General features: G+C 42.3%; 32 protein-coding genes and 3 tRNA genes. 25 read left to right on the top strand and 10 right to left on the bottom strand.

The features are described from left to right. Position 1 precedes the first annotated feature (1 nt). From pabC to ACMXYS_RS08350, 9 genes are all read left to right on the top strand, one after another. Positions 2–817 carry an aminodeoxychorismate lyase gene (pabC, locus tag ACMXYS_RS08390; RefSeq protein ID WP_415896245.1) on the top strand — a complete coding sequence of 272 codons (816 nt, stop codon included), beginning with the start codon at positions 2–4 and terminating at the stop codon, positions 815–817. Continuing rightward, positions 814–1839, top strand: a complete 1026-nt coding sequence (gene mltG, locus ACMXYS_RS08385) for an endolytic transglycosylase MltG (RefSeq protein WP_415896244.1) — start codon at positions 814–816, stop codon at positions 1837–1839. Before pabC ends, mltG begins: the two co-directional genes overlap by 4 nt. Positions 1840–1850: 11 nt before the next feature. After that, entirely contained in the window at positions 1851–2495 is a 645-nt protein-coding gene (gene tmk / locus ACMXYS_RS08380) for a dTMP kinase (protein ID WP_415896243.1), read from the top strand. Beyond that, positions 2488–3483: a DNA polymerase III subunit delta' gene (locus ACMXYS_RS08375; RefSeq protein WP_415896242.1), complete on the top strand. Its 996-nt coding sequence runs from the start codon at positions 2488–2490 to the stop codon at positions 3481–3483. The genes tmk and ACMXYS_RS08375 overlap by 8 nt, the downstream gene beginning before the upstream one ends. Positions 3484–3498: 15 nt before the next feature. After that, positions 3499–3849: a PilZ domain-containing protein gene (locus tag ACMXYS_RS08370; RefSeq protein WP_415884783.1), complete on the top strand. Its 351-nt coding sequence runs from the start codon at positions 3499–3501 to the stop codon at positions 3847–3849. 26 nt (positions 3850–3875) lie between these two features. Then, positions 3876–4676 (top strand): TatD family hydrolase, encoded by an 801-nt coding sequence (locus ACMXYS_RS08365; protein ID WP_415896241.1) that lies wholly within the window; start codon positions 3876–3878, stop codon positions 4674–4676. Beyond that, positions 4654–5553, top strand: coding sequence for a radical SAM protein (locus ACMXYS_RS08360; RefSeq protein ID WP_415896240.1), 900 nt, complete (start codon positions 4654–4656; stop codon positions 5551–5553). Before ACMXYS_RS08365 ends, ACMXYS_RS08360 begins: the two co-directional genes overlap by 23 nt. A gap of 125 nt (positions 5554–5678) precedes the next feature. Further along, on the top strand, positions 5679–6779 hold the full coding sequence (locus tag ACMXYS_RS08355; RefSeq protein ID WP_415896239.1) for a malate dehydrogenase: 1101 nt from the start codon (positions 5679–5681) through the stop codon (positions 6777–6779). A 56-nt stretch (positions 6780–6835) separates the two neighbouring features. Then, positions 6836–7240 (top strand): secondary thiamine-phosphate synthase enzyme YjbQ, encoded by a 405-nt coding sequence (locus tag ACMXYS_RS08350; RefSeq protein WP_415896238.1) that lies wholly within the window; start codon positions 6836–6838, stop codon positions 7238–7240. A gap of 74 nt (positions 7241–7314) precedes the next feature. On the opposite strand, the gene ACMXYS_RS08345 is transcribed toward ACMXYS_RS08350, so the two are convergent. The 6 genes from ACMXYS_RS08345 to ACMXYS_RS08320 all read right to left on the bottom strand — a co-directional run bounded on the left by ACMXYS_RS08345 (position 7315) and on the right by ACMXYS_RS08320 (position 10213). Continuing rightward, positions 7315–7872: a chemotaxis protein CheW gene (locus tag ACMXYS_RS08345; protein WP_415884602.1), complete on the bottom strand. Its 558-nt coding sequence runs from the start codon at positions 7870–7872 to the stop codon at positions 7315–7317. Positions 7873–8080: 208 nt separating this feature from the next. Then, on the bottom strand, positions 8081–8392 hold the full coding sequence (locus ACMXYS_RS08340; protein WP_415896237.1) for a TusE/DsrC/DsvC family sulfur relay protein: 312 nt from the start codon (positions 8390–8392) through the stop codon (positions 8081–8083). 1 nt (position 8393) lies between these two features. Next, positions 8394–8690 carry a sulfurtransferase complex subunit TusB gene (tusB, locus tag ACMXYS_RS08335; protein ID WP_415896236.1) on the bottom strand — a complete coding sequence of 99 codons (297 nt, stop codon included), beginning with the start codon at positions 8688–8690 and terminating at the stop codon, positions 8394–8396. 1 nt (position 8691) lies between these two features. Further along, complete coding sequence (gene tusC, locus ACMXYS_RS08330; RefSeq protein ID WP_415884605.1) at positions 8692–9057, bottom strand: sulfurtransferase complex subunit TusC; 366 nt, start codon at positions 9055–9057, stop codon at positions 8692–8694. Between the two features lie 2 nt (positions 9058–9059). Then, entirely contained in the window at positions 9060–9452 is a 393-nt protein-coding gene (tusD, locus tag ACMXYS_RS08325; RefSeq protein ID WP_415884606.1) for a sulfurtransferase complex subunit TusD, read from the bottom strand. A gap of 80 nt (positions 9453–9532) precedes the next feature. Next, entirely contained in the window at positions 9533–10213 is a 681-nt protein-coding gene (locus ACMXYS_RS08320) for a Bax inhibitor-1/YccA family protein (RefSeq protein ID WP_415884607.1), read from the bottom strand. Positions 10214–10340: 127 nt separating this feature from the next. Between ACMXYS_RS08320 and ACMXYS_RS08315 the strand changes: the two genes are divergently transcribed. The 3 genes from ACMXYS_RS08315 (at position 10341) to ACMXYS_RS08305 (ending at position 13238) form a co-directional block, all read left to right on the top strand. After that, positions 10341–11093: a pseudouridine synthase gene (locus tag ACMXYS_RS08315; RefSeq protein ID WP_415898226.1), complete on the top strand. Its 753-nt coding sequence runs from the start codon at positions 10341–10343 to the stop codon at positions 11091–11093. A gap of 168 nt (positions 11094–11261) precedes the next feature. Continuing rightward, a complete protein-coding gene (gene mtnN, locus ACMXYS_RS08310) occupies positions 11262–12014 on the top strand; it encodes a 5'-methylthioadenosine/S-adenosylhomocysteine nucleosidase (protein ID WP_415884609.1) in 753 nt (250 codons plus the stop codon). 45 nt (positions 12015–12059) lie between these two features. Beyond that, a complete protein-coding gene (locus ACMXYS_RS08305; RefSeq protein WP_415898225.1) occupies positions 12060–13238 on the top strand; it encodes a pyridoxal-phosphate-dependent aminotransferase family protein in 1179 nt (392 codons plus the stop codon). Positions 13239–13270: 32 nt separating this feature from the next. Here the strand turns inward: ACMXYS_RS08305 and ACMXYS_RS08300 are convergent, their stop codons facing one another. After that, a complete protein-coding gene (locus ACMXYS_RS08300; RefSeq protein WP_415884611.1) occupies positions 13271–13759 on the bottom strand; it encodes a TlpA disulfide reductase family protein in 489 nt (162 codons plus the stop codon). A 137-nt stretch (positions 13760–13896) separates the two neighbouring features. On the opposite strand from ACMXYS_RS08300, the gene ACMXYS_RS08295 reads away from it, so the two are divergent. Beyond that, positions 13897–14772: an NAD(P)-dependent oxidoreductase gene (locus ACMXYS_RS08295; protein ID WP_415898224.1), complete on the top strand. Its 876-nt coding sequence runs from the start codon at positions 13897–13899 to the stop codon at positions 14770–14772. A gap of 115 nt (positions 14773–14887) precedes the next feature. Next, positions 14888–15019, top strand: a complete 132-nt coding sequence (locus ACMXYS_RS08290; RefSeq protein WP_415884613.1) for a hypothetical protein — start codon at positions 14888–14890, stop codon at positions 15017–15019. Between the two features lie 48 nt (positions 15020–15067). Here the strand turns inward: ACMXYS_RS08290 and ACMXYS_RS08285 are convergent, their stop codons facing one another. Then, on the bottom strand, positions 15068–15862 hold the full coding sequence (locus tag ACMXYS_RS08285; RefSeq protein WP_415898223.1) for a DUF1853 family protein: 795 nt from the start codon (positions 15860–15862) through the stop codon (positions 15068–15070). Between the two features lie 134 nt (positions 15863–15996). Here ACMXYS_RS08285 and ACMXYS_RS08280 point away from each other — a divergent pair, with 134 nt between their 5' ends. From ACMXYS_RS08280 to ACMXYS_RS08250, 7 genes are all read left to right on the top strand, one after another. Continuing rightward, complete coding sequence (locus ACMXYS_RS08280; protein WP_415884615.1) at positions 15997–16302, top strand: excinuclease ABC subunit C; 306 nt, start codon at positions 15997–15999, stop codon at positions 16300–16302. 84 nt (positions 16303–16386) lie between these two features. Then, on the top strand, positions 16387–18147 hold the full coding sequence (gene uvrC / locus ACMXYS_RS08275; RefSeq protein ID WP_415898222.1) for an excinuclease ABC subunit UvrC: 1761 nt from the start codon (positions 16387–16389) through the stop codon (positions 18145–18147). A 7-nt stretch (positions 18148–18154) separates the two neighbouring features. After that, a complete protein-coding gene (gene pgsA / locus ACMXYS_RS08270) occupies positions 18155–18703 on the top strand; it encodes a CDP-diacylglycerol--glycerol-3-phosphate 3-phosphatidyltransferase (RefSeq protein WP_415884617.1) in 549 nt (182 codons plus the stop codon). Between the two features lie 90 nt (positions 18704–18793). Further along, a tRNA-Gly gene (locus ACMXYS_RS08265) sits at positions 18794–18868 on the top strand. 22 nt (positions 18869–18890) lie between these two features. Further along, positions 18891–18964 (top strand) — tRNA-Cys (locus ACMXYS_RS08260). Between the two features lie 5 nt (positions 18965–18969). After that, positions 18970–19056, top strand: a tRNA-Leu gene (locus tag ACMXYS_RS08255). Between the two features lie 433 nt (positions 19057–19489). Beyond that, entirely contained in the window at positions 19490–19996 is a 507-nt protein-coding gene (locus ACMXYS_RS08250) for a hypothetical protein (protein WP_415898221.1), read from the top strand. Positions 19997–20071: 75 nt separating this feature from the next. Here the strand turns inward: ACMXYS_RS08250 and gap are convergent, their stop codons facing one another. Next, complete coding sequence (gene gap / locus ACMXYS_RS08245; protein ID WP_415898220.1) at positions 20072–21082, bottom strand: type I glyceraldehyde-3-phosphate dehydrogenase; 1011 nt, start codon at positions 21080–21082, stop codon at positions 20072–20074. A gap of 131 nt (positions 21083–21213) precedes the next feature. Here gap and ACMXYS_RS08240 point away from each other — a divergent pair, with 131 nt between their 5' ends. The 4 genes from ACMXYS_RS08240 to ACMXYS_RS08225 all read left to right on the top strand — a co-directional run bounded on the left by ACMXYS_RS08240 (position 21214) and on the right by ACMXYS_RS08225 (position 23565). Continuing rightward, entirely contained in the window at positions 21214–21894 is a 681-nt protein-coding gene (locus ACMXYS_RS08240) for a DNA-binding protein (protein WP_415898219.1), read from the top strand. 154 nt (positions 21895–22048) lie between these two features. Beyond that, the gene (locus ACMXYS_RS08235; RefSeq protein WP_415884621.1) at positions 22049–22498 is read left to right on the top strand and encodes a response regulator; all 450 of its coding nucleotides are present in this window, start codon (positions 22049–22051) and stop codon (positions 22496–22498) included. 85 nt (positions 22499–22583) lie between these two features. Further along, entirely contained in the window at positions 22584–23255 is a 672-nt protein-coding gene (locus ACMXYS_RS08230) for a response regulator (RefSeq protein WP_415898218.1), read from the top strand. 28 nt (positions 23256–23283) lie between these two features. Next, the gene (locus tag ACMXYS_RS08225; RefSeq protein ID WP_415884623.1) at positions 23284–23565 is read left to right on the top strand and encodes a hypothetical protein; all 282 of its coding nucleotides are present in this window, start codon (positions 23284–23286) and stop codon (positions 23563–23565) included. A gap of 562 nt (positions 23566–24127) precedes the next feature. Here the strand turns inward: ACMXYS_RS08225 and ACMXYS_RS08220 are convergent. Then, positions 24128–24289 (bottom strand): restriction endonuclease, encoded by a 162-nt coding sequence (locus ACMXYS_RS08220; protein ID WP_415898217.1) that lies wholly within the window; start codon positions 24287–24289, stop codon positions 24128–24130. Between the last annotated feature and the right edge of the window lie 219 nt (positions 24290–24508).

Raw genomic sequence — 24508 nt, 5'->3', positions numbered from 1 at the left:
TATGACTAAGTACTGGATTAATGGCGTTTTAGCCGATCAGGTATCTATAAATGACCGCGGTCTAAGTTACGGCGATGGTTTATTTGAAACTATTGCTGTGATCGATGGTAAGCCACACTTGTTCGATCAGCATATGGAGCGTTTACAGATTGGCTTGGGTCGCCTGAAATTCCCTGAAGGGACAATAGAAGCCGTAAAGAATGATATTCAAGCTTTAAGCTTCTCCGGTAATCAAACATTAAAGCTAACGGTGACACGGGGTTTAGGTGAAAGAGGCTATAAGCTTCCTGCCACTTGTGTGCCTGCACGTATCATCAGTCTTTCGGATTCAGCTGATTTCGCTCAGCAAAGACAGCAAGGTGTTTCTGTAAGGCTCTGTCAGCAGCGATTAGGTCTTAATCCTGTTTTGGCAGGGATCAAACATCTAAATAGGCTAGAGCAGGTTCTCGCAAGATCTGAGTGGTCTGATCCAGATATCGCTGAAGGTTTTGTATCCGATCTAGATGGTAACCTTGTTGAAGGCACTATGAGTAACCTTTTTTGGGTCCAAGACGGCGTGCTCTACACACCGAAAATAGATTTAAGTGGTGTGAAAGGGGTTATGCGTGATCGCCTGATCGTATTAGCTAACGAGCTATCAGTTGAGGTTATCGAAGGGGTATACCCTGAAATAGTACTTGAGAGTGCAGAAGAAGTTTTTATATGTAACAGTCTGATCGGTATTTGGCCGGTTATAACAATCGATGGCAAACCTTTAAGTGTCGGCCCAATCACCAGAGATCTGCAGTTATTGCTATCTAAGGAAATGAGTTGTTGAAAAAAATATTAACTGTTTTATTTGTCCTTATTGTGTCGGGTGCGGCAGGGGCTTATTGGTTATGGAATGATTACAATGCTTTCCTTAATGCATCACTTCCCGTTAAAGAGAAGACACTTTTTGAAGTTAAAAAAGGCAGTAGTTTCAATAGGGTAGTTGCAGATCTTAAAGAAAGTTATGGTGAGGTTAATAACCATTATTTCAAGATCTACGGCCGACAATCTGGTCTGGCGAATAAGATTAAAGCCGGTGAATATGAGTTAAAAGCTGGTTTGACGCCGGTTGAATTCCTAAAGGTAATTACATCGGGCGTATCTAAAAATTATCGCTTTACGATCATTGAAGGCAGTAATTTCAAAGAGATGATTCACGCGATTAGTGAGCATAAATACCTTAAAGACGATGTTAGCCATTTAAGTAGAGAAGAACTTCTTAAGCAGCTCGGCGTTTCTGAAAAACACCCAGAAGGTTTGTTTCTAGCGGAGACGTTCAGTATCGAGAAGAACAGTTCAGCACTGGCGGTATTAAAGCGCTCTAACGCTATGATGCAAAAGATTTTGGAAGATGAATGGCAAAAACGCGACAGCAAACTGCCATACAAGTCATCTTATGAGGCTTTAATCATGGCTTCTATTGTTGAAAAGGAAACAGCGCGAGCAGATGAGCGTCCGATCATTTCTGGTGTGTTTGTCCGTCGATTGAATAAACGCATGCGCCTGCAAACTGACCCAACCGTTATTTACGGTATGGGAGATGAATACAAAGGTAATATCCGCCGTAAAGATCTAAGAAAGCCGACGCCTTACAATACCTATGTAATACCGGCGCTACCGCCTACACCTATCGCCATGGTTGGTAAGGAAGCCATTGAAGCAGCGCTTAATCCTGCAGACGGTAAAGCGCTTTATTTTGTTGCTAAAGGCGATGGCAGTCATTATTTTTCAGCGACTTTGAAAGAGCATAACAATGCAGTTAGGCGTTATCAGCTTACGCGTCGTAAAGATTATCGCTCTTCGCCATAGGACCCAAAATTATGAATACAAGCGTTAAAGGTCGCTTTATCACTGTTGAAGGCACTGAAGGGGTTGGTAAATCAACAAATATTGAATATTTGTGTCAGCTACTACGTGACCGCGGCATAGAAATTGTTCTAACCCGTGAGCCAGGCGGGACACCGCTAGCAGAAGAGTTACGTGAACTACTTCTTTCTCCTCGTGATGAGCGTGTTAGTGAAGACACCGAGTTGTTGCTGATGTTTGCGGCGCGTGCCCAGCATATCGAAAATGTGATTCGTCCTGCGCTTGAGCGTGGAGCTTGGGTTATAAGCGATCGATTTACCGATGCGACTTATGCTTACCAAGGTGGCGGAAGAGATGTAGATCTTGAGCATATCGCGATGCTAGAGAGAATCGTTCAGCATGGTCTTCATCCTGATATGACGTTGCTTTTGGATTTAGATGTAGAAATCGGCTTACAACGTGCTTCGCAAAGAAGTGTGCCTGATCGCTTTGAACAGGAAAAGTTGGATTTCTTCCATAGAGTTCGCAACATGTACTTATCTAGAGCAGGAGCTGAGCCTAATCGTTTTAGTGTAATTGATGCATCTAAGAGTATTCCTGAAGTGCAGGCGCAAATTTTAGATGCTGTAAATACGTTTGTGGGTTCTGATAATGCCTGAACTGTTAAAGCCGTTTCCATGGTTTGATGAGCGATTTGCTCATCTAAGTCAGTTGCATGATCAAAACCGTTTGCCCCATGCATTGCTAATTCATGGCATGCCGGGTATAGGTAAAGCGGCTTTTGCAACAGCGTTTGCGCAATCTCTCCTATGTCAAAGTCCTGTGCAGGGTCGAGCATGCGGTTATTGCAAGTCATGTGACCTTAATGCTGCTGGTAGTCACCCAGATCTCTTTATTCTCTCGCCAGAAGAAGAGGGTAAGCAGTTAAAGGTTGATCAAGTTCGTGGATTAGGGGAATTCATCTACAGTACCGCACAGCAAGGTGGTTATCGTGCAGTGGTTGTTGATCCTGCCGATGCTATGAATATCGCTTCTGCCAACGCGCTTTTGAAAATGTTAGAGGAGCCAGGGGCTGATACAATTATTCTGCTGGTTACTTCTAAAATGGGTCAGGTGTTGCCGACCATTAAAAGCCGTTGTCAGCATGTGGAGTGCCATAATCCTTCTGAAGGAGACGCAATTGACTGGTTGATGGCTGCTGCTGAGATTGATGCTGAGAAGGCTAAAAGTATACTGCATATCAATCGTGGAGCACCTAAAGAGGCCTTGTCATACATAGAAAAAGGCTTAAATGAGCATCGAGCACAGCTAATTCGCGGACTTGCGGATATACTTAAACAAAGAAGAACAGCGCTTGAGGTTGCTCAATCTTGGCAAAAGCTTGATTTAGAGATGTTGCTAGGGTGGTTTTACAGTTTGTTATCTGATGCTGCTCGTGGTTCGGTATGTCAAAGTCCTGAGTTATTAAGGCAGGATGATGCGCGTAATATGCTGAATGCAGTTGCTAAAAAAACCAACCCAGTTAAAATCTTTAAATTAGCGGATAAAGTACATGAAGAGCGCAGAGCAATAATGCTTAGGCAAAACCCTAATAAGCAGTTATTGTTAGAAAATATACTATTGGAATGGGCTGCGCTGCTCAATTAAGGATAAAGGTTCAATATGGTTGCTGTACCACGTTTAAGTCATGGCATTTTGTCTTTGAATATTCAGACAAAGGAAGAGCTATACGAGGCTTACTTACCGTACATCACTAATAGCGGATTATTTATTCCTACTCTACGCTCTTATCATCTAGGCGAAGAGGTGTTTATGTTGCTTGAATTAATGGATGAAGGCGACAAAATACCGGTTACAGGGAAGGTAATTTGGGTTACCCCAAAAGGCGCACAAGGTGGTCGAACACCAGGTATTGGTATTCAACTCTCCGCTGATGATACTACCCTAGTTAACAAAATAGAGACCTATCTGGCAGGAACTTTAAACTCAGAGAAAAAAACAAACGCTCTGTAGTGTAAATCCTTCCTATCTAAATATTTATGTTCATCGATTCTCACTGTCATTTGGACAGGTTAGACCTGTCTCCGTACGATAATAATTTTTCTGATATGCTTCAGGCCGCCTTTGACCGTAAGGTTGATGCGATGCTTTGTGTATCTATCGCAATGTCGCAATTTCCTTCAATGTATGAGCTTATTAAGCCGTATGAAAAGGTATTCGCTTCGGTTGGGATTCATCCCTTATCCGCTGCTGAAGAGCAAGTGAGTGTTCAGGAGCTAATTGAGCATGCCTCTCAGCCGAGAGTTATCGCTATTGGTGAAACGGGTCTGGACTATTACTATCAAACAGATACTAAAAAGGCTCAGCAGAAAAGTTTTGAGACTCATCTTGTCTCTGCAGGCGAATTAAAGCTTCCTGTTATTGTTCATACGCGTGATGCGCGCCAAGATACTCTGGATATGATTAAGGCTCATGGCAATCAAGAATCTGGTGGAGTGTTGCATTGCTTTACCGAAAGCCTAGATATGGCTAAAGCGGCCTTAGATATGAACTACTATATTTCATTCTCTGGCATCACCACTTTCCGCAATGCCAGTGAGCTCCGTGATGTTGTTAAAGAGATCCCTCTAGAGCGAATCCTTATCGAGACTGATGCGCCTTATCTAGCACCGGTACCGCATCGAGGTAAGAAGAATGAGCCTAAGTATGTGGTTGAAGTGGCTCAGTGTATCGCGGATCTTAAGGGTGTTTCCATTGATGTAGTTGCTCAGCAAACTACTGATAATTTCTACCGACTTTTTAATAAGGCGGATCAGAATGTTTCAATATCCTCCAATTAATTACATCGAGCCTGTTTTTAGGCCGCCAAGTGAAGCTCATTCACTGATCCTGCAGGTAACGAATGGTTGTAGTTGGAACAAGTGCACGTACTGTGAAATGTATCGTGCACCACAAAAAAAATTCCGTCCTAAATCTATTGCTGATATCACTGAAGAAGTCATTCGTTGTAGTGCCGCGCTAGGCGCTGTTCGAAAGGTGTTTCTCGCTGATGGCGACGCAATGGCTTTGTCATTTAAGCGCTTGAAAGAGATCTTGCTAGTCATTAAAGAGTACCTTCCAAGCGTTTCTCGTGTATCAGCTTATTGCTTGCCTCGTAATCTTTTAAATATCTCCGTCGAAGAGTTATCTGAGTTACGTGAATTAGGTTTGTCGCTTCTGTATGTAGGTGCTGAGAGCGGTAATGATGAGATTCTTGAGAAAATAGAGAAGGGTGAAACTTTTGAATCGACTAAGGAGGCTCTGCTAAAGATTAAAGCGGCAGGCATCAAATCGTCTGTGATGATAATTAATGGTATGGGTGGAGCAAAATACTCTCACCAGCATGCGATTGATTCAGCGCGATTGGTCAATGAGGTTCAGCCGGATTACTTAGCGACCTTGGTGCTATTTTTTCATCAAGGTGAGGCTGAGTTTGTACAGTCGTTTGGTGATGATTTTGAGTTCTGTAACCAACGCCAGTTGATCGAAGAGATGCAAACCTTTATCAGTCATCTTGATTTGGATAAAACCATTTTTAGAAGTGATCATGCCTCTAATTATCTAGTGCTCAAAGGAGTTTTAGGTCGTGATAAGGAAAAGCTACTTACAATGATTGATGGTGCATTAAATTCTGAAAGTAGTGTATTCCTACGCTCGGAATCTAGTCGTGGTCTATAAAAATACTTCTTCGGTTTATTGAAAGAGTTCATATTGAGTACTAGAGAAGTACTTACATAATTGCTTACAACTTATATACTTTGGTATTAAATGATTTTATTGCCAATATTTAGGGGTAAAAAGCAATGAGACGTCCAGTTCGAGTAGCCGTAACCGGTGCCGCAGGTGCTATTAGCTACAGTTTGCTGTTTAAGATTGCTGCTGGTGAAATGATGGGTAAAGATCAGCCTGTAATTCTACAGCTGATTGAACTACCGCAAGCAATGGATGCACTTCGTGGTGTCGCAATGGAATTGATGGATTGTGCATACCCGCTTCTTCATACCATCACCCTGCATGACAATGTAGAAGATGGTTTTAAAAATGCTCACTATGCATTGTTGGTAGGTGCTAAACCACGTGGTCCAGGCATGGAACGTAGCGATCTACTTGAAGAAAACGCCGCTATCTTTGCTCGTCAGGGTAAAGCGCTAAATGATTTTGCGAACCGTGATGTAAAAGTACTTGTTACGGGTAACCCAGCAAACACTAATGCGCTTATCGCTAGCCGAAATGCGCCGGATTTAAGCCCGTCTCAGTTTACCTGCTTAACTCGTTTGGATCACAACCGTGCAAAAGGAATTTTAGCGAACCATTGCGGTGCTACCACACGAGATATCGGCGGAATCATGATTTGGGGTAACCATTCTCCAACTCAATACCCAGATTTGCACCAGGCAACGATCCTAGGCAAGCCTGCTATGTCCCAGATCGACACTTCTTGGTACCGAGATGAGTTCATCCCTAAAGTGCAAAAGCGTGGTGGTGAGATTATCGAAGCGCGTGGCCTGTCGAGCGCAGCATCAGCAGCTCAAGCGATTGTTGATCAGATGCGTGATTGGGTGCTTGGTACAGAGCCGGGTGAAATCATCAGTATGGGTATCTTAAGTGATGGAAGCTACGGTATCGCAAAAGGTATCTTCTATTCATTCCCAGTGCGCTGTAACTACGGTCGTTACCAAATCGTTCACGATATCGATGTAAACGATTTCAGCCGTCAACGTTTAACAGCGACTGAGCAAGAATTGCTTGATGAAAAGCAGATCGTTGACCACTTGCTACCAAAAGAAACTGAAGCTTCTCATCAGAATCTATCTATCTGCTTACGCTCAGGCGTAACTCTGTATGCTGACAATGCAGGTCCTGATGCTGAAGATAAGTTCATGACAACAAACAGGGTAATGTAGTTTTAACGATTACTAATCTGTTAAAGTGCCTCTTCATCTGAAGGGGCATTTTTTTTATGGTAAAGCTACTTACAGTTAATACAGGCCATCAAGGGCTATTTGAGTTTACGCGCGAGTTGCAACAATTGGTTGAAGGTAGCGGTATAACTGAAGGGTTGTGTACGTTACTCATACAGCATACTAGCGCTAGTTTAATTATTCAGGAAAATGCAGATCCGAGTGCTAAGCATGACTTGGAGGCTTGGCTAAACCGTTTGGTGCCCGAACGAGATTCCCTTTATACCCATACGTTAGAAGGGGCCGATGATATGCCGGCACATATTAAGAGTGTTCTGACGAGTCCTTCTCTGTCAATCCCGGTCTTGAATGGTCGGTTATGTTTGGGTACTTGGCAGGGTGTATATTGTTGGGAGCATCGCCATTGCTCATCTTGCAGACAAATTGCTGTACATATTGATTAGGTTATCTTAAAAAGCTTTAAATATATAAGGCACAAAAAAAGCTGCATTTGCAGCTTTTTTTATTTTTATCGGGCTTAGAACTCTTCTGTTGTTTCCATTGGGGTGACGCTTTGTAGCATCTTTAAGAGATCTAACAGAATAATTAAAATGCTGTTGTAGTAGCATACGCCTTGAACAAAACGTTTTGTGGTTTCTTCACCAGTAGCATTAGGCGCACGATCGATATCGTTCTGAGGAAGATTAATTACTTCGTCAACGCTATCAACCACTAATCCAACAACTTCTTGCTCATTGTACTCAACAACGATAATGCGCGTATCATCATCGGGTTCGTGTGGGCTCAAGCCAAACATCTGACGTGTATCGATAACAGTTACAACATTACCACGCAGATTGATGATACCCAGAATGAAATAGTCTGAACCAGGCACTGGGGTAATTTCGCTGTAACGAAGTACCTCTTTAACCTGAACTACATCAACGCCGTACAACTCATTATCGACCTTGAAGGTTGCCCATTGGTGATAGATGACTTCTTCTTGATTGCTGCGTTTAGTATCACTTGCTTCTTGGTGCAAAGCTTGCTCAGCTTGTAACGATTTAAGGTGTTCAGCTGCTGCTTCTAGACCCATAATGTTCTACCTATCCTGTTTGCTACAACTAAGGACTCTTAAGGTAAAAAGAGTGCTTTTTTATATTTCGAGTATCCCACAGCTTTAAAATGCATAAAAGTAGGGAGATAGTGTTTTGTTACAGCATAGACTAGCAATGCTACGGTTTAAACCGTACAGATCAAAAAAAGTAATTATTTCAGCTGGATGGAGTAAATTTATTTAACCGCTATAGACAGTTATCAGGTTTAGGTAAGCCGGAAATTTTTGCAATCAATTTCGCAGGGCTGCCAGGGAAAAGCTTCATCAGATAGATACTTTTTCCTTTGTCTTTACCTAGCTTAAGTGAAACCGCTTTGACTAGAGGTCGCATAGCTGGAGAGAGCTGATATTGTTCGTAAAAGTCACGAATAATATGAATGATCTCCCAATGATCTTGGGTTAAATTCAGCCCTTCATTTTCGGCTATAGAATTAGCAACTGATTCATCCCAGTCATCTAGGTTTCTGAGATAACCTTCTTCATCAAACTCGATAGTCATATTAAAACCAGCTAACAACTTTGTTCATTTTGCAGCTTAGTTCTACAAACTGCTCATCTGTTGCCAGTGTAAAGCGTGTGCTTAACTTATCAGTTATACCTCGCGCGCTTACATCAGGCTCTAATGCAAAGAGTTTACAGCTCTCAGGTAAGTCAGAGAAAAGAGATGCATTGGCAGATAGCGCGGCATAGACGCCGTCTTCAATTACTAGAACGGTGTCTTTTTCTTTAACGCTCGCAAGCATTCTGTTTAAAAGTTGCGTGTTGTTATGAGATTTATTTAATAGATGTAAAATCATATTAGAACGTCAATACAGTATCGTGGCTTTCAAGTAGTTTGCTTAAGTCGTTCTGAGTGATTATTTGAACAGGCAAACCAAGATCAGTTTCTGAGAGCGTGTTAGCTGCAAGATCTTCAGCACAAACAAATATCTGTTCAATATCGTACATTGGCAGTGCGCTAAGCATTGATTCAATATTTTTATGGCCTGTTTGCTCAGTGTTGTGGCTTTTAAGGAGTTGGAACAGACCGTCCCCTAAAAATGCCAAACTGATGGGCATCTCGAAAATAGAACAGGTTAAAGCAACATCTAATGCCTCGCGTGCGAAACTTGTACCGTAAGGTGCATGTTGATTTAGGATTAATACAGATTTTTTATCACTCATCATCAAGCCCCAAATGTAACTACGCGATCTGAAACGGCAATAGCTTCTGCTAACTGACCAAGACCTGAGAGTTCAAAGCCTTTAGCAATGTTTCCACACGGTTTTTCATAGCGTTTAGCTTCATTGTCATCTAGTACGCCTCGCTTTATTGCTGCTGCAATACACACAACAAGGTCTAGATCGTATTTGGTTGCCAAGGCTTGCCACTCTCTAGGTAAATGGGTTTCGTCCTGTGGTGGGGCGATTAGAGAATTAGCGAGATTAACGCCATCGGCATAAAAGAACACTCGATACAGCTCATGGCCTTGCTGCAAGAGTGTTTTAGCATAACGTAATGCTGTCGCTGCCGATTGACTGCTAGAGGGTGAGGCCTGAATGACTATTGAGAATTTCATTGGATTGCTAAAGCCTATAACGAAAAAGCCCCGCAATCTTATCAAAGAAAGCGGGGCTTTTTTATATATTTACGAACTACTTAGTCGTCGCTTAAGAAGCCAACAAGGCTTAGTAGGTGGATAAATAGGTTATAAATATTCAGGTATAAGCTAACAGTCGCCATAACGTAGTTAGTGTATGTGCCGTTAACGATGTTGCTAGTGTCGTAAAGAATAAAGCCACACATTAGCAGCACGACAAGGGCAGAGAATGCTAAATGAAGTGCGCCTAGCTGTACGCCAAATAAAGGCAGTACAAACAAAGCAACCATTGCAATCAGAGCAACCATCATACCAGCAGCCAAGAAGCCGCCCATGAAGCTAAAATCTTTCTTACTTGTTAGAACGTAAGCAGATAGGCCGAAAAAGGTTAGGGCGGTCATGCTTAGTGCTGTTGTTACGATCTGGCCGCCATTTGCCATTGCAAGATAGCTATTGATCAGTGGCCCAAGGCCAAAGCCCATCATGCCAGTGAACAAGAAAACCAAAGGAATAGCTGCAGCGCTATTTTGTTTCTTGTTTAAGATAAATAGCATTACAAAACTAAGAATGAAGCTGCCGATATAAACAAAAAACGGCATCTGAAGCATCATAGAGATGCCAGCAGAAATAGCGCTTACAACCATTGTCATGGCTAGTAGCATGTATGTGTTACGAATAACTTTGTTCGTCTGCAGCACGGACTGTTCGGAACGAGCATCGTAAGTATTTACGTTACGCATGATATCCTCGAAAAAGATTTCCCTATTAAGTTTCTCTATATATAAGTATTTTAGTCGGTTTTTCAAGCCCTTTACATAGTTTTAGTGGGGGGTAGAATCTCCCGCTCATACTAAAACGACCTTTGTTATGACTGATCTTGATATTCTCTTTGAAGACGAGCATTTAATTGCAGTTAATAAGCCTTCTGGTTTGTTGGTTCACCCAAGTTGGATCGCACCTCGTGGTACACCTAATTTAGCATCCATGCTGAAAAGCTATTTCGATGGTGGTAGTCCTTACACCATTCATCGTTTAGATCGACCAACCTCTGGGGTTATTTTATTTGGTAAAAACAAAGAGATAGCGCAACAAATGAATCTAATCTTTGCAGAAAGAAAGATTAGTAAAACTTATCTCTGTATGTGTCGTGGCTACACTCTAGAACAGGATGTCATTGATTACGCGCTGAAAGAGCAGTTAGATAAAATAGCTGATAAGCACGCAAATCAAGATAAAGAACCCCAAGAAGCGGTTTCAAATTATAAGCGTTTAGCGACTGTTGAAATTGATATGCCAGTAGGACGGTATGAAAAATCCCGCTATTCACTGGTGGAAGTTAAGCCTGAAACAGGAAGAAAGCACCAAATCCGTCGTCATATGAAGCATATCTTTCATCCAATCGCGGGTGATACCAAACACGGTGACAATAAACATAACAAAGCTTTAAAGCAGGAATTCGATCTTCAGCGCTTGATGCTAATGGCGACTGAGCTGGAGTTTATTCACCCTGTAACAGAACAAGCTCTAAAACTGACTGCACCAGTCGATGAATATTGTGATCAATTGTTTAGCGGCTTTGGTTGGTCAGGATTGTACCCAATAGGTAAAACTGAGCCTTAGCAATAGCCTGTACTAAATCAATTAATATCTATTTTTTGAGGCTTGAGCACAATTTATCGGCCATAAGCCAGTATTCATGGGGATTGGGGCTAGGTTTTTTATAAAAGCTATGCTCTAATCGCGCATTATTAAGATGGTAATTACGGCCTTTTTAGACGGTAAACATTGATGACCCAAGAACAAAGCATTTCCGCGCTACTTTCTCAGAAAAACGGCAACATTCGTATCGGTATTATCGGTGCAATGGATGAAGAGGTGGAGCTATTAAAAGCTGCACTGGAAGAGAGAGAAGACCATGAAATAGCTGGGTACTTACTTTTTACAGGTAAGTTACATGGACACGATATTGTTTTGCTTAAATCTGGTATCGGTAAAGTCAACGCGGCTATTGGAACTACTATTCTTCTTCAGGCATTTAAACCTGATTGTGTTATCAATACAGGTTCTGCTGGTGGTTATGATCCAGAACTCAATGTTGGTGATATCGTTATTTCTTCTGAAGTTCGTCATCACGATGTGGATTTAACGGTATTTGGCTACGAATATGGCCAAGTGCCACGTCAGCCTGCAGCATTTACTCCAGACGCGACTTTGGCAAAGGTCGCTGAACGTTGTATTGAGCGCATGGACGGAATGACTACTACACGTGGTTTGATCTGTACAGGCGATCAGTTTATGAACGATCCTGAGCGTGTAGAACGAAAACGAAAGCTGTTCCCTGAAATGAAAGCGGTTGAAATGGAAGCTGCTGCAATTGCTCAAACATGTCATCAATTTAATACGCCGTTCATCGTGATTCGTGCTTTGTCAGACATCGCAGGTAAAGAGTCTGGCGTGTCATTCGACCAATTTCTTGTGACTGCAGCTAAACATTCTGCAGAAATGATCATCGCAATGATTGATGAGTTGGCTTCCAACTGATACAAATAAGGCCTTTGTAACATGTAGCAATTATAAGGGCCTTAAATGACTACCTCTTTTTACCCACCTGTACGTACCCTGATGGGCCCTGGACCATCAGATGTAAGCCCTCGAGTTCTATCGGCGATGGCTCGCCCAACAATCGGTCACCTTGATCCTGAATTTATCCGCATGATGGATGAAATCAAAGAGATGCTGAAAAACCTTTTCAAAACTGATAACGAATTAACAATGCCTGTATCTGCGCCTGGGTCAGCAGGAATGGAAGCGTGCTTTGTTAACTTGGTTGAGCCGGGTGATAAGGTGATCGTTTGCCAAAACGGTGTTTTTGGCGGTCGTATGAAAGAGAATGTAGAGCGTTTTGGTGGCGAATGCATTCTTGTTCAAGATGAATGGGGTCAGCCTGTGGATCTTGAAAAGGTTAAAGCTGCGTTTGCAGACAATGAAAATGTTAAAGCTTTGGCTTTTGTCCATGCGGAAACATCTACGGGTGTCCGTTCTGATGCAAAAGCACTTTGTGAATTAGCTCGGGCTAACGGCGCTCTTACTATTGTTGATGCTGTAACGTCCCTTGGCGGTGTAGAAGTTGACGTTGATGGCTGGGGTATTGATGCAATTTACTCCGGTACACAGAAGTGCCTTTCTTGTCCTCCTGGTATCTCTCCAGTGAGTTTTAGCCAGAAAGCAGTTGAGGCTATCCAAAACCGTACAAGCTCTGTTCCTAGCTGGTTCTTAGATACGAACCTTGTAATGGGATACTGGGGTGGTGGCGGAAAGCGTGCTTATCACCATACAGCGCCTGTGAACTCTCTATATGCGCTGCATGAATCTCTTGTAATGCTTGAGGAAGAGGGCCTTGAAAATGCTTGGGCTCGTCATCAGAAGCTGCATTTGGCACTACGTGCGGGTCTTGAAGCAATGGGTATCGGTTTCCTAGTTGATGAAGATTGTCGCCTGCCACAGCTTAACTCTGTCATCATACCTGATGGCGTTGATGATGCTGCTGTGCGTACAGCGCTACTGAAAAATTACAATCTAGAGATCGGTGCGGGCCTTGGTGCTTTGGCTGGTAAAGTATGGCGTATCGGTTTGATGGGTACTGCATGTACTCAGCGCAATATTATGTTGTGCCTAGACGCTCTAGAAAACACACTTGCTGAGATGGATGCACCAATTAAAATTGGTGTTGCAGCTCAAGCAGCAGCTGCAGTATTGGCTGAATAAGTTATTTAAGCCATGGATCATCGGTCCATGGCTTATTTTAATGTCTGGCTAATTAAAGCAATTGATTCAGGGTGGTCCCACTCTTTACCGCCAAGAATTGTATCAATCAGCTTTCCTTCTTTATCGAACAATAATGTCATCGGCAGTCCTTTAATGCCAAATTCATTAAAAGAACGATTTTTCTCATCAAGTAAGATCGTAAACGTTAATTCGGTATCAAGTTCCATTAAAAAACTGGAAACAGATACAGAATCCTCACCGGCATTGATCGCCACAATCTCAAAGTCTTGATCGGCAAAATGCTCCTGGAGTCTCTGCATGGATGGCATCTCTTTGATGCAAGGCGGACACCAAGTTGCCCAGAAATTAAGTAGAACGACTTTTCCTTTGTAATTCGCTAAAGAAACCGTTTCGTGATCTGTGTTTTGAAAGCTCAACTTATAGAGTTCGCTTTGTGCTACAGCAGTGGCAGAAGTGGCAAAAAGGAAAATGGAAATAAGTGCTGATTTTAAGAAGGACATACGTTGCTCTCGATAGATACAGTGCGGATGATAGCAAAATAGCAATTTAAAAAGTACGAGATGGTGTTTGCTGTTTCATCCTTTATACTCTGAGCCTATAAAGAATAAAACAGTTCAATCTAGATGGGATAATAAGAATGAAAGTTGCATTTATAGGTTTGGGTGTCATGGGATACCCGATGGCAGGGCATTTAGCGCAAGCAGGTCACGATGTTACGGTTTATAACCGCACGACTGCTAAATCAGAGGCATGGATTGAAGACTATAAAGGCAGTTTTGCTTTAACGCCTGCAATGGCAGCTCAGGGGGCAGATATCGTGTTTACCTGTGTTGGCAATGATGATGATTTAAGGGCTGTGACATCAGGCGAGCAGGGTGTGTTAAGCACAATGCAAGCGGGTTCCATTTTGGTGGATCACACTACAGCATCTGCTGAAGTTGCCCGAGAGCTGTCGGAGCTGGCAGGAGAGCAAGGCGTAGGCTTCTTCGATGCTCCTGTATCAGGAGGTCAGGCAGGTGCGGAGAATGGCGTTTTAAGTATTATGGTTGGCGGTAATGCTGCTAACTTTTCTATTGTTGAGCCAGTTATGGATTGTTATGCAAAATCTACGCGTTTGCTTGGAGAGGCGGGCTCTGGGCAATTAGCGAAAATGGTAAATCAGATTTGCATAGCTGGGTTGGTGCAAGGCTTAGCTGAAGGAGTTCACTTTGCCAAAGCTGCAGGTTTGGATGCTGCACAAGTTTTCGATGTAATTCAACATGGTGCTGCTGGATCTTGGCAGATGGTTAATCGCCATCAAACTATGATTGATAATGAATTTGACTTTGGTTTTGCTGTTGATTGGATGCGTAAAGATCTAAATATCGTTCTAGATGAATCCCGAAAAAATGGTGCAAGACTGCCTGTTACTGCATTGGTAGATCAATTTTATGCTGATGTTCAACAAATGGGTGGTGGGCGCTGCGACACCTCGAGCCTTCTCATACGTTTAGAGGGCGACAGAAAGAAATAACCGCAATTTATCAATGGTTTTTATGGGCCATTGATGGATAGACACAGGCTGGTGGCTCTATATAATTGCCCGCGATATTTCTTTATTACTACTACAAAATATCTAGGACAGTTCTATGGATAAATATAACCTAATCTCTGTTGCTCCAAGTCTTGCGATTGTTGCAGCAATGATCATTGGTACATTTGTTGGCGTTAAAGTAATCAAAAATATGATTGCTAAAGATGCAGCGGCTGCAGACAAGTAAGTTGTAGCTTTGCCGGGAACCTCAATTGAGCAACCCGGCTAATTTTTCCTACCAATCGTCCGGCACAACAAACCCTCTATCTAATTCTTTTCCTGTTTTATCAAGTCTAGCCACTAGTATGGGTCGGTCAGCTTTTGATAGCTCCGTCTTTAAATCTGCATAATCTAAAAGATTCGATTGATCCGCAATGAGCCAGTGGGGCTTGATCATGATGGTGTAAAAGTCTGAGTCATTAATATGACTAAGCGCGTTCTGTCTAAGCCACCAGCCCTGTAGGTGACTTGGATTGATTGCGGGATGAAATTCTGTCCTAGTGCCAAACTCAGCAAAAGGATGAAAGAGATACCCCTGTACCAACATGACAAATATGGAAGGGGACAAGCCTTCACTTTTGCATGCATGGATGCCCTGAGTTGTTTTAGAAAGTTTGAGTTGATGTTCGATCATCCTCTCATACTTAATATCTAACCGGTCCCTCTTTCCCGGACCGATAAAATTGTGAAGTTTGGTGCCTGAGCCTACTCTTAAATAGTATTTAATTGCGCATTCTAGATGGAAATCCCCGGTCAGGGAGCGGCCAATAAAATCAAATTCGCCAAGAGTTCTCCTGTCCTTAAAAATCTTTATATTTCTTTTAATATCAGTTAGATATCTGTCATTTTTAAGAATGAAGTTAACTATATTCTCATAATATCCGCCAAGATTTCTTGCTATGAAAGTTGAGTAATTAATCGCTACTGACTTTGGTTTATCGTTCTCTAGCAGGTCTTGAAAAGAGGTAAGGCTTTTCGGCGTGTTTATCAGAGAAGGGCTATTGAAAACCCAGTCAATATCATTCTCCATGTTGAGCGCTCTTGTCTTTGGGTGAATTGATATGCAGTCGATTCGTCGTAATCTAAGACTTTCCTTTTTACATCAACTGTTGAAATGCTTAAAGTATGCTGCAAACACGATGGGATTATAAATAAGGGTATACGATGACCAGATCAACAGATAATAACGTCCCTTTAAGCGAACAAAACCGTGATGTTCTGTTATCAGAATCAGACATTAATAATATATTGGTTAATGGTGCACAAATCTCATTAACTAAACTTCGTAAAGCACAAAGTACAGATGCTCAGCTTTGCTACTACGCAGAAATCGGTGTTTACCTAGAGGTATCGCTTTCTCGTGGGGCCGGTATTACTGAGTCGACTATGGAGACTCTGCAAGAAATTCATAGAATTGCTACGCATGAATACATGGATAACCGTAAGCTATTGTCCAAGGTAGAACAGTAAGCAGTGTCAGAAAATACCCCAGCAGAAACATTTGATGCTAGCGCCTTTTTGAAGCAACTCACAAAAAGGCCTGGAATCTATCAAATGTACGATGCAGACAATGAACTTCTGTACATTGGAAAAGCCAAAAACCTTAAAAACAGAGTTTCTAGTTACTTCCGCTCTTCAGGTCTCAGCTTAAAGACTCGTGCGTTGGTTGCGAAGATAGCTGACGTTCAGGTTACTATCACTAATAGTGAAACTGAAGCGTTATTGCTTGAGCAAAACCTGATTAAGCAGCATCGGCCGCCCTATAATATCCTTCTCCGTGACGATAAGTCGTACCCATATATCTTTATCTCAGATAAAGACGATTATCCTGCAGTACGATTTAGTCGAGGAGCAAAGCGTAAAAGCGGTAAATACTTTGGCCCATTTCCAAGCGGTGGGGCAGTCCGCGACAGTCTTAATCTACTTCAGAAGATATTTAAGATTCGTCAGTGCGATGATAGTTTTTATAAAAATAGATCACGCCCTTGCCTTCAGTATCAAATCAAAAGATGCACAGCGCCTTGCGTAAAAGCTATCTCTAAAGAAGATTATCAAGATGATATTCGCCATGCCTCTATGTTTTTAGATGGTAAAAACAACAAGGTTATGGATGAGATTGCTAGTCAGATGGAAAGCGCCTCCGCTGACCTTGAGTTCGAAAAGGCTGCACTTTATAGGGATCAGCTGATCAGTCTGCAAAAAGTGCAAGAGCAGCAGTATGTAATCGGAATGCAAGGAGAGGCTGATGTTATTGGATGTTCAGTCCAGCCTGGCGGGGTCTGTATACATATGCTGTTTGTCCGTGGCGGACGAATTATCGGAAGCAAGGCGCACTATCCCAAGGTATCTATAGAAGAAACCTCTAGTGAAATTGTGTCGGCTTTCGTTGCGCAGTGGTATTTGGGTTCGCAACGTGAAATACCGGCATATATTGTTTTGCCAAGCGAGGTTGAAGATAAAGATTGCTTGCAGCAAGCGATCGAAGAGTTATCAAATAAAAAGGTAGTGCTTTCGCATACGGTTAGAGGTGAGCGAGCAGCATGGCAGAAACTAGCAAATACCAATGCTGAGCAGCAGTTAGGTAGTTATTTAGCCAACAAAAAGAATATCTATAACCGTTATCTAGAGCTGCAAAGTCTCTTGGATCTTGATGAGGTTCCGCAACGGTTAGAGTGTTTTGATATTAGTCACAGTTCAGGTGAAGCAACAGTTGCCTCGTGTGTAGTGTTCGATAGGAATGGGCCGCTTAAATCAGATTACAGGCATTTTAACATCGAAGGAATTACTCCAGGTGATGACTATGCAGCAATGCATCAAGCTTTACTCAGGCGTTATACGCGTCTTAAGAAAGGAGAGGGTAAATTACCCGATATCCTGTTAATAGATGGCGGTAAGGGGCAGGTCACTCAAGCAATGGAAGTGCTGGACGAACTAAGTATATCCGGCGTCTTAGTTATTGGTGTGGCTAAGGGCCCAACTCGTAAGGCTGGATTTGAGGTTCTTATTTCGGGAGATACGGGTGAAGAGACTGTTTTAGAGAGTAGCTCTGCAGCTTTACATCTAATTCAGCATATTCGTGATGAAGCACATCGATTTGCCATTACAGGACACCGTGCTCGTAGAGGTAAGGCTAGAAAACGCTCAGTTTTAGAGGATATTCCCGGTGTGGGGCCTAAACGAAGAAGAGAATTGCTAAGACATTTTGGTGGAATCCAAGAAGTAGAGCGCGCCAGTGTTGAAGAAATTGCAAAAGTCTCTACCATAAGCAAAACAATTGCCGAAGAAATCTATGCGGCACTCCATCCTGATATTTGAATGCCAGATGAATATACCCAATATACTTACATCGTTACGTATTGTTTTAATTCCTGTCTTTGTGCTGATCTTCTATTTGCCTTATAGCTGGGCGCCTATTGCTACAGGTGTGGTATTTGCTGTTGCTGGCTTTACTGATTGGTTAGATGGTTATTTAGCGAGGAAGTTGAATCAAACCTCTCCCTTTGGCGCGTTCTTGGATCCTGTTGCGGATAAGTTAATGGTAGCTATTTCTCTGGCTCTATTAGTTGAAAGCTATGCGTCATGGTGGATCACAATTCCGGCGATCGTAATTATCGGTAGAGAGATTGTGATATCAGCTCTACGTGAGTGGATGGCTGAAGTAGGACAGAGAGCGAGTGTGGCTGTCTCTTATATCGGGAAGGTAAAAACAGCACTACAGATGTTGGCGATTATGCTCATGATTGTTACAGAGCCCTACACGACAATATCGATAGCAGGGATTGTTGCACTGTATCTAGCAGCAGCTTTAACTTTATGGTCTATGTATCAGTACCTTAGAGCTTCTTGGCCTGCTTTATCTGAACAGATGTAAGTGGTTAATAATTAAGCAGATTTTTTTATAAAATATGTGTTGACTTATAATCGGGGCTCTCTATAATACGCACCACATTGTTACAGCAGAGCGGGAATAGCTCAGTGGTAGAGCACAACCTTGCCAAGGTTGGGGTCGCGAGTTCGAACCTCGTTTCCCGCTCCAAATTCTAAAGTAACAATATTGAGGCGCGGTGGCAGAGTGGTCATGCAGCGGACTGCAACTCCGTGTACGCCGGTTCGATTCCGACCCGCGCCTCCATCCTTGCCCGGGTGGTGAAATTGGTAGACACAGGAGACTTAAAATCTCCCGCTCGCAAGAGTGTACCGGTTCGAGTCCGGTCCCGGGCACCACTTGTGGTAATAAATCTCTAGATCCTCTTTCTGCTTTTTACATTCCCTAGGTTCTGTCTCTCCTGTTTTTATCGCTCTTGTTGCATACCTGTCGGCATTTACTTTGACCTTATTTCATAGTGTCATGTCGTCATGCTGCCTAAACTTGTTCATTTTTCATGTTGCTAGGGCTGCATTCTATCTGTGTGATTTATATGGTCTTTTTAGTTCTGTTTGAAATCATTGTTATAGTCTCCTCAATTATGGGCTTTAGTTATCTTGAATTGTTTAAATATGGGTCTATTATTGCTGATGTTAAGTGAATAACCTTGTTAAAGATAAGGTTTGTTGTTTTTGCTTAAGAGCATTGGGCAATCAATAAGGCAGTCGTTGCTATAATTAAACGATGTCGAGGGATATAAACAACGCGCAGGAAAGGGAGTTCAGAGATATTATGACAGATCTTCCAAAAGGCATATTTATACTCGCTGTAGCTGGGGTGATTGGATATCAAGCAATCAAGGCGCTTGATATGGATTATCTTGCTCAATCACCGAGTTCACCTGTAGCAACAAGCAATACTTCGAAGAGCTCTCTGAGTGACGCCCAAAAAGTAGAGGCTGTGTTGGCGGGGGCTGATCCTACTGATGTGTTTGAATCAACAGCGGCGGGTAAGAGCCTTTCTGTTGCTTGTGATAGTGGATTTATCGCTGGTGATATCAATAAAAACCGCTTTTCTAGAATTAGTTACGCATCAATTACTGAGAGAGGGATAACCTATATTCAGGTATCGCGTTATTCGCCAACCTATCTAGTTCAGGAGCATTATCAGGCTGTTACAGCTACAGAGGTGAGTAAGGTTCCTGACAGTATAAAAGCAGCGTTGCAGGCTAAGATAAGCAACCCTCAAGGTTGTAGCTCTCAGGATTTGTATCTCTCTCAGATAAATTATCTCAAGTAATAATCTACTAAGTTGTATTAGCTGGAAAAATAAAGCCCTTCACTCCGTGTGAGGGGCTTTGTTGTTTATGGGCTTTTAGTTGGAGATTTTGTGCATAAGTTGGGCGGTATCGAGCATTCTGTTTGAAAACCCCCATTCATTGTCATACCAGGCAAAAATTTTGATCGTATTTTGATGGGTCATGGTTTGCGTTGCGTCGAAAATGCAAGATTCGGGACGGTGATTGAAATCAATAGAGACGAGGGGCTTATCATTATAGGCAACAATTCCTTTGTAGCTTTGGTTTGATTCTGTTCGGATTAAGTTGTTTAGCTCGCTTGCTGTGCAGTGGTTTTTTAGAGTTGCGCTTAGGTCTACTAAAGATACATTTGAAGTTGGGACTCGCACAGCTATGCCTGAGAGCTTTCCTTCTAGTTCGGGTAAAACGAGTCCTACAGCAGTGGCAGCGCCAGTCTTGGTTGGAATCATGGAGCTGGCAGCTGATCTTGCTCTATACAAGTCGCCGCTAAAAGCATCCATTAAATGCTGGTCGTTGGTGTAGGCGTGTATGGTTGTCATTAAGCCTGATTCGATGCCGAAGTGGTGGTTGATGATCTTTGCTAGCGGTGCAAGGCAGTTTGTTGTGCATGATGCATTAGAGATTATTGTGTGGTTGGGCTGAATTGAGTCTTGGTTGACGCCATAAACGATGCAGGCATCTGCATTTTTGGATGGTGCTGATATTAAGACTTTTTTGGCGCCGGCCTTTATGTGCTCAGATGCTGATGCTCTGTCGGTAAATAGTCCTGTGCATTCAAATACAATATCTATATCAAGTTGGTCCCAGGGTAGGGCGCTGATGTCTTTTTCTCTGAAGACCTTTATGGTATCTCCATTGACGATTAAGGAGTCGTTCTCGGCAAGAACATCGTATCTGAAACGACCGTGTATGCTGTCATATTGAGTTAGATGTGCATTTACCTGAGGGTCGCAAAGATCGTTGATGGCGATTATCTGCAAATTTTTACCTAGGTGAGATTCATAAAAGGCGCGTAGGATGTTTCTGCCTATTCTTCCATAACCGTTGATCGCTATTTTTGCCTTCATAGTACTTCCTTATCATGCAGTTAGGGTTACTTTCAGCGTAGCTCATCTGGCATTTACGGCAATATAAAAATTGAAAGAAGGTTATATAGGGTTATAATAATACGTATTATTTAATACATATTGAATATTATATGAAACACAATACGCAAGATTTGGTTAAAGAGGCTGCTGATAAGCTTTTGCGTGAAGGTGTAAAGCCGACGCAGCAAAATATCAGGGATCGTATTGGTACAGGTTCAATTACAACCATCAACAAAGCCTTAAACATTTGGTGGTCTGAGCTTGGGCTGCGGCTTGATGAGGTCGGGCGAACACCGAACCTTCCGGAACCAGTTGCTAATAGTGCTCATAAGCTTTGGCTGCAGGCGCTTGCTTATGCGAATAAGGAGCTTGATGCGCAGAGAAGTGCTTTAGAAAGCGAATTTGCTGAAAGATCGAGGCAGTTATCTAAGGCTTCTTCTGTTGATCATGGAGAGCTAAAGGAGCTAAGAGCGCAATGTCTTCGCTTATTACAAGATAATGAAAGGCTTTCTAATGAGAAGGGCGAGGGTCTTCTGAAGATTGCGGAGTGCGAAACGCAGCTTATCGAGAGTCAGTCGGAGATATCTAGACTAACTAGGGAGTTGAAGCAGGCAGAGATAATGTCTGAGGGAAGTTCTAATATTGATCAATACATTGAGGTCCAAGTCGAGAATCGTACGCTTCAGGAAGAGAATAAAAGGCTGAATAGGGCTGTTGATACTCTTGCTAGCGAGAAGGCCGAGTTGCAGCTAGAGGTCATAAAATTAAAGCAACGACTATCGGGTTCTTAAAATCCTAAAGTAGTGATGCTATATATTATTAACGATGTTAATCTTCACTAAGCTTTGTGCGAAATTGATTCATAGCTTGGCGGCTATATCTCTAATAAAATAACGCTCACTACTGGCGAACTAATTTCTATCTATTTATAGGTAACAATCTGAAATGGATATAGTTTTAACAGAATTGGCACAAGATCAAGAAATTATTGATGCTTTGCATCAGTGTGGACTTGATGATGCTGTGTGCTGTAATAGTGAGCAAGACTTCAAGCAAGCTAAAGCTCTTCTTCTTAAAGTAAAGCTAAAGAATGTAACAATCCAGCTTCTTGATGATGATGGCTATGCTATTAAGCAGGTAACAAGTAAGCCCAAAGATCCAAGAATAGCACGCGAACAACTTAATGGCCGGCAAGTGGCAGTTGTTAAGGCGCTAGAAAAGGTCCTTAGGCATTGCAAGAAAGAAGGCGTACAGCTTGTAGGTTATAGTGATGAGCTAGTTGCTCTGCCTGCCCATATTCCAGTTGAAGAAATATCGAATGCTGGAGCTATGGATATTGAAAGTTTTGATGTATATAAAGGTGCTGATGCAATAGCGCCTTCAAGCGATATATAGAATAATAAATTCATACAAATCAGATGATTAGGCTGAAGAATTAAGCTGAATTATCTATTGGCAGCCTTATTATTAGGAAGCGAACATGTCGACCCCAATTAAAATTTTGCTTGTAGATGATCACCCTCTAGTTAGGGCTGGATTTCAGCGCCTACTGATATCTGATGAAAGCATTGAAATTGTTGGGGAGGCAGATAATGGACAATCAGCGTGCGAAATGTACACGCAGCACGAGCCTGATGTGGTCATTATGGACCTCAATATGCCAGCAGATTCAAATCCTGAGGATGCTACAGCTAATAACCTCAACGGTGGTCTCGAGGCTATTCGGCGTATTATATCGCGAGACCCAAAAGCCAAGGTGCTTGTATTGACGGCAATGGAGACGGATCCTTTTCCGGCTCACGTTGTTAATGCAGGGGCTAAAGGCTTTTTGACTAAAAGGTGCGCTCCTGATGAGCTTTTAGAGGCTGTTAAGGCGATTTATAAGGGTGAGGAGTACATTACCGAAGAGATACGCTCACGAATCAATGGAGACTCTTCTGGTGAATCATCTTTAGGCAGTCTTACGAAACGCGAGTTGCAGATATTTTCGTTGCTGGCTGAGGGTCGGACGGTAGCTATAGTCGCTGAAGAGATGTTTTTGAGCCCTAAAACCATTCATGCTCACCGCACAAACATCTTCAGAAAATTAAAAATTAGCAACAATTCTGAGTTAGTTCACCTCGCAATTCGTCATAACATCGTCCAAGCTTAAGGTAACTCTCTTAAAAGAGGTTGCCGATATGAGCGTACTGGACTTTACAGAGTTACACTTAGAAACCGAGTTTCTTTGGAATGAAATTTCTGTAGGCGATAGCGTAATGCTTGATGCTGATCTATACGAATCCAATAGCTGTAAACTCCATAAGTACCAGCCTTATGAAGTTCTGGCTAAAATGCACTGTATGGCGCCAGAGCCATCTGTATTAATCGTCGAGTCTGATGTGACTGGCGAGCTCATAAATCTTCATCCAGCGCTATTGTGTAGCTACCAATCAGCAGAAACGCCTGTTACGCATTCGTAATTTTCTTTTCTTATTTTCATTTTGTATTTCTGCTTTAGTGTTTGTTTAGGGTGTTTTTTCTCTAGCCGGGGCTGGGTGCTAATCACTGCAAATGGCTGGGCTTAAGGTGTTCCTATTAGGGCTATATGTCGTTAGATTTCTATTATGTTTCAGGCATTAAAAGCTGTATTTATTAATTCATAAGCAAGTGCTTGCAAGGCTTATAGGTGTTGTTATCTTTGAATATCCTATTTCGCATAATATATATTATGTTAAATAAAGTGTTTGTATATGTAACTATGGCTATCGCCTACTTTGTGTAGATACATATTGAGCATATAACCTTATATGCGGAGTTAAAATTATCGTGCGGAGAGCGTTGCTAATTTTAGTTTTGTGGGTAAAGTGTCGAAAAGATCAACGTAGCGCACGCTGTTCTATATCATCCTTCATAGGGATTCTTATGAATCGTTCTGCATTCCGTCTCAGAAGTCAGAATCCATCTCTTTGATTTCGATATGCTGCTTTGTTTGCTTTCCTAGGCTGTAGTCATAAATGTACTTGGCCAATTGCTCACCATTGATCAAAACCAAATTGGTAGACCCATTAAACCATCAGCATTAGCAATTGCACCTGAGTTGTATGAGGATGTTGTCATGAAGACTTCCTTGTTGGATTGGGCAGCTGCTAGTGCACCTACAAACTTCTGAACCTCTTTACGTCCTACGGTGTTTGCTTCTGGCATAGCGTTTTACCTGGATATGAATCTTCCCTAAGGCAAGGACGTCTTCTTTAATGATTCCGTCTATACCACCCACAGCATCTATGATTTGGTCATAAATGGACTGGCGTATGCTCTCATACGCAGTATTAAGCATTTCTTGAGGTGTCTGATAGCTTCTGGGCAGAATCGCCTGATTCGAAATCTACGCCCTCCACTGCCTTTTTAGCCTTTTGATCATTT

The organism is Neptuniibacter sp. QD57_21 (genome assembly GCF_047778075.1).
Classification (GTDB): domain Bacteria; phylum Pseudomonadota; class Gammaproteobacteria; order Pseudomonadales; family Balneatricaceae; genus Neptuniibacter.
The sequence above is the reverse complement of the archived record's forward strand: the minus strand, read 5'-3'. Positions and strand labels throughout refer to the sequence as shown.

Excerpts from the sequence above, each read along its gene's own strand:
- gap (WP_415898220.1), bottom strand. The coding sequence starts at position 21,082 with ATGAAGGCAAAAATAGCGATCAACGGTTATGGAAGAATAGGCAGAAAC.
- ACMXYS_RS08300 (WP_415884611.1), bottom strand. The coding sequence starts at position 13,759 with ATGTCCTTCTTAAAATCAGCACTTATTTCCATTTTCCTTTTTGCCACT.
- ACMXYS_RS08315 (WP_415898226.1), top strand. The coding sequence starts at position 10,341 with ATGACTGATCTTGATATTCTCTTTGAAGACGAGCATTTAATTGCAGTT.
- pabC (WP_415896245.1), top strand. The coding sequence starts at position 2 with ATGACTAAGTACTGGATTAATGGCGTTTTAGCCGATCAGGTATCTATA.
- ACMXYS_RS08350 (WP_415896238.1), top strand. The coding sequence starts at position 6,836 with ATGGTAAAGCTACTTACAGTTAATACAGGCCATCAAGGGCTATTTGAG.
- ACMXYS_RS08285 (WP_415898223.1), bottom strand. The coding sequence starts at position 15,862 with ATGGAGAATGATATTGACTGGGTTTTCAATAGCCCTTCTCTGATAAAC.
- ACMXYS_RS08290 (WP_415884613.1), top strand. The coding sequence starts at position 14,888 with ATGGATAAATATAACCTAATCTCTGTTGCTCCAAGTCTTGCGATTGTT.
- tusD (WP_415884606.1), bottom strand. The coding sequence starts at position 9,452 with ATGAAATTCTCAATAGTCATTCAGGCCTCACCCTCTAGCAGTCAATCG.
- ACMXYS_RS08280 (WP_415884615.1), top strand. The coding sequence starts at position 15,997 with ATGACCAGATCAACAGATAATAACGTCCCTTTAAGCGAACAAAACCGT.
- ACMXYS_RS08235 (WP_415884621.1), top strand. The coding sequence starts at position 22,049 with ATGGATATAGTTTTAACAGAATTGGCACAAGATCAAGAAATTATTGAT.
- ACMXYS_RS08355 (WP_415896239.1), top strand. The coding sequence starts at position 5,679 with ATGAGACGTCCAGTTCGAGTAGCCGTAACCGGTGCCGCAGGTGCTATT.
- ACMXYS_RS08230 (WP_415898218.1), top strand. The coding sequence starts at position 22,584 with ATGTCGACCCCAATTAAAATTTTGCTTGTAGATGATCACCCTCTAGTT.
- mtnN (WP_415884609.1), top strand. The coding sequence starts at position 11,262 with ATGACCCAAGAACAAAGCATTTCCGCGCTACTTTCTCAGAAAAACGGC.
- ACMXYS_RS08305 (WP_415898225.1), top strand. The coding sequence starts at position 12,060 with ATGACTACCTCTTTTTACCCACCTGTACGTACCCTGATGGGCCCTGGA.
- tusB (WP_415896236.1), bottom strand. The coding sequence starts at position 8,690 with ATGATTTTACATCTATTAAATAAATCTCATAACAACACGCAACTTTTA.
- pgsA (WP_415884617.1), top strand. The coding sequence starts at position 18,155 with ATGAATATACCCAATATACTTACATCGTTACGTATTGTTTTAATTCCT.
- ACMXYS_RS08225 (WP_415884623.1), top strand. The coding sequence starts at position 23,284 with ATGAGCGTACTGGACTTTACAGAGTTACACTTAGAAACCGAGTTTCTT.
- uvrC (WP_415898222.1), top strand. The coding sequence starts at position 16,387 with ATGTACGATGCAGACAATGAACTTCTGTACATTGGAAAAGCCAAAAAC.
- ACMXYS_RS08220 (WP_415898217.1), bottom strand. The coding sequence starts at position 24,289 with ATGCCAGAAGCAAACACCGTAGGACGTAAAGAGGTTCAGAAGTTTGTA.
- ACMXYS_RS08375 (WP_415896242.1), top strand. The coding sequence starts at position 2,488 with ATGCCTGAACTGTTAAAGCCGTTTCCATGGTTTGATGAGCGATTTGCT.
- ACMXYS_RS08295 (WP_415898224.1), top strand. The coding sequence starts at position 13,897 with ATGAAAGTTGCATTTATAGGTTTGGGTGTCATGGGATACCCGATGGCA.
- ACMXYS_RS08320 (WP_415884607.1), bottom strand. The coding sequence starts at position 10,213 with ATGCGTAACGTAAATACTTACGATGCTCGTTCCGAACAGTCCGTGCTG.
- ACMXYS_RS08340 (WP_415896237.1), bottom strand. The coding sequence starts at position 8,392 with ATGACTATCGAGTTTGATGAAGAAGGTTATCTCAGAAACCTAGATGAC.
- ACMXYS_RS08370 (WP_415884783.1), top strand. The coding sequence starts at position 3,499 with ATGGTTGCTGTACCACGTTTAAGTCATGGCATTTTGTCTTTGAATATT.
- ACMXYS_RS08365 (WP_415896241.1), top strand. The coding sequence starts at position 3,876 with ATGTTCATCGATTCTCACTGTCATTTGGACAGGTTAGACCTGTCTCCG.
- tusC (WP_415884605.1), bottom strand. The coding sequence starts at position 9,057 with ATGAGTGATAAAAAATCTGTATTAATCCTAAATCAACATGCACCTTAC.
- ACMXYS_RS08240 (WP_415898219.1), top strand. The coding sequence starts at position 21,214 with ATGAAACACAATACGCAAGATTTGGTTAAAGAGGCTGCTGATAAGCTT.
- ACMXYS_RS08345 (WP_415884602.1), bottom strand. The coding sequence starts at position 7,872 with ATGGGTCTAGAAGCAGCAGCTGAACACCTTAAATCGTTACAAGCTGAG.
- ACMXYS_RS08250 (WP_415898221.1), top strand. The coding sequence starts at position 19,490 with ATGACAGATCTTCCAAAAGGCATATTTATACTCGCTGTAGCTGGGGTG.
- ACMXYS_RS08360 (WP_415896240.1), top strand. The coding sequence starts at position 4,654 with ATGTTTCAATATCCTCCAATTAATTACATCGAGCCTGTTTTTAGGCCG.
- tmk (WP_415896243.1), top strand. The coding sequence starts at position 1,851 with ATGAATACAAGCGTTAAAGGTCGCTTTATCACTGTTGAAGGCACTGAA.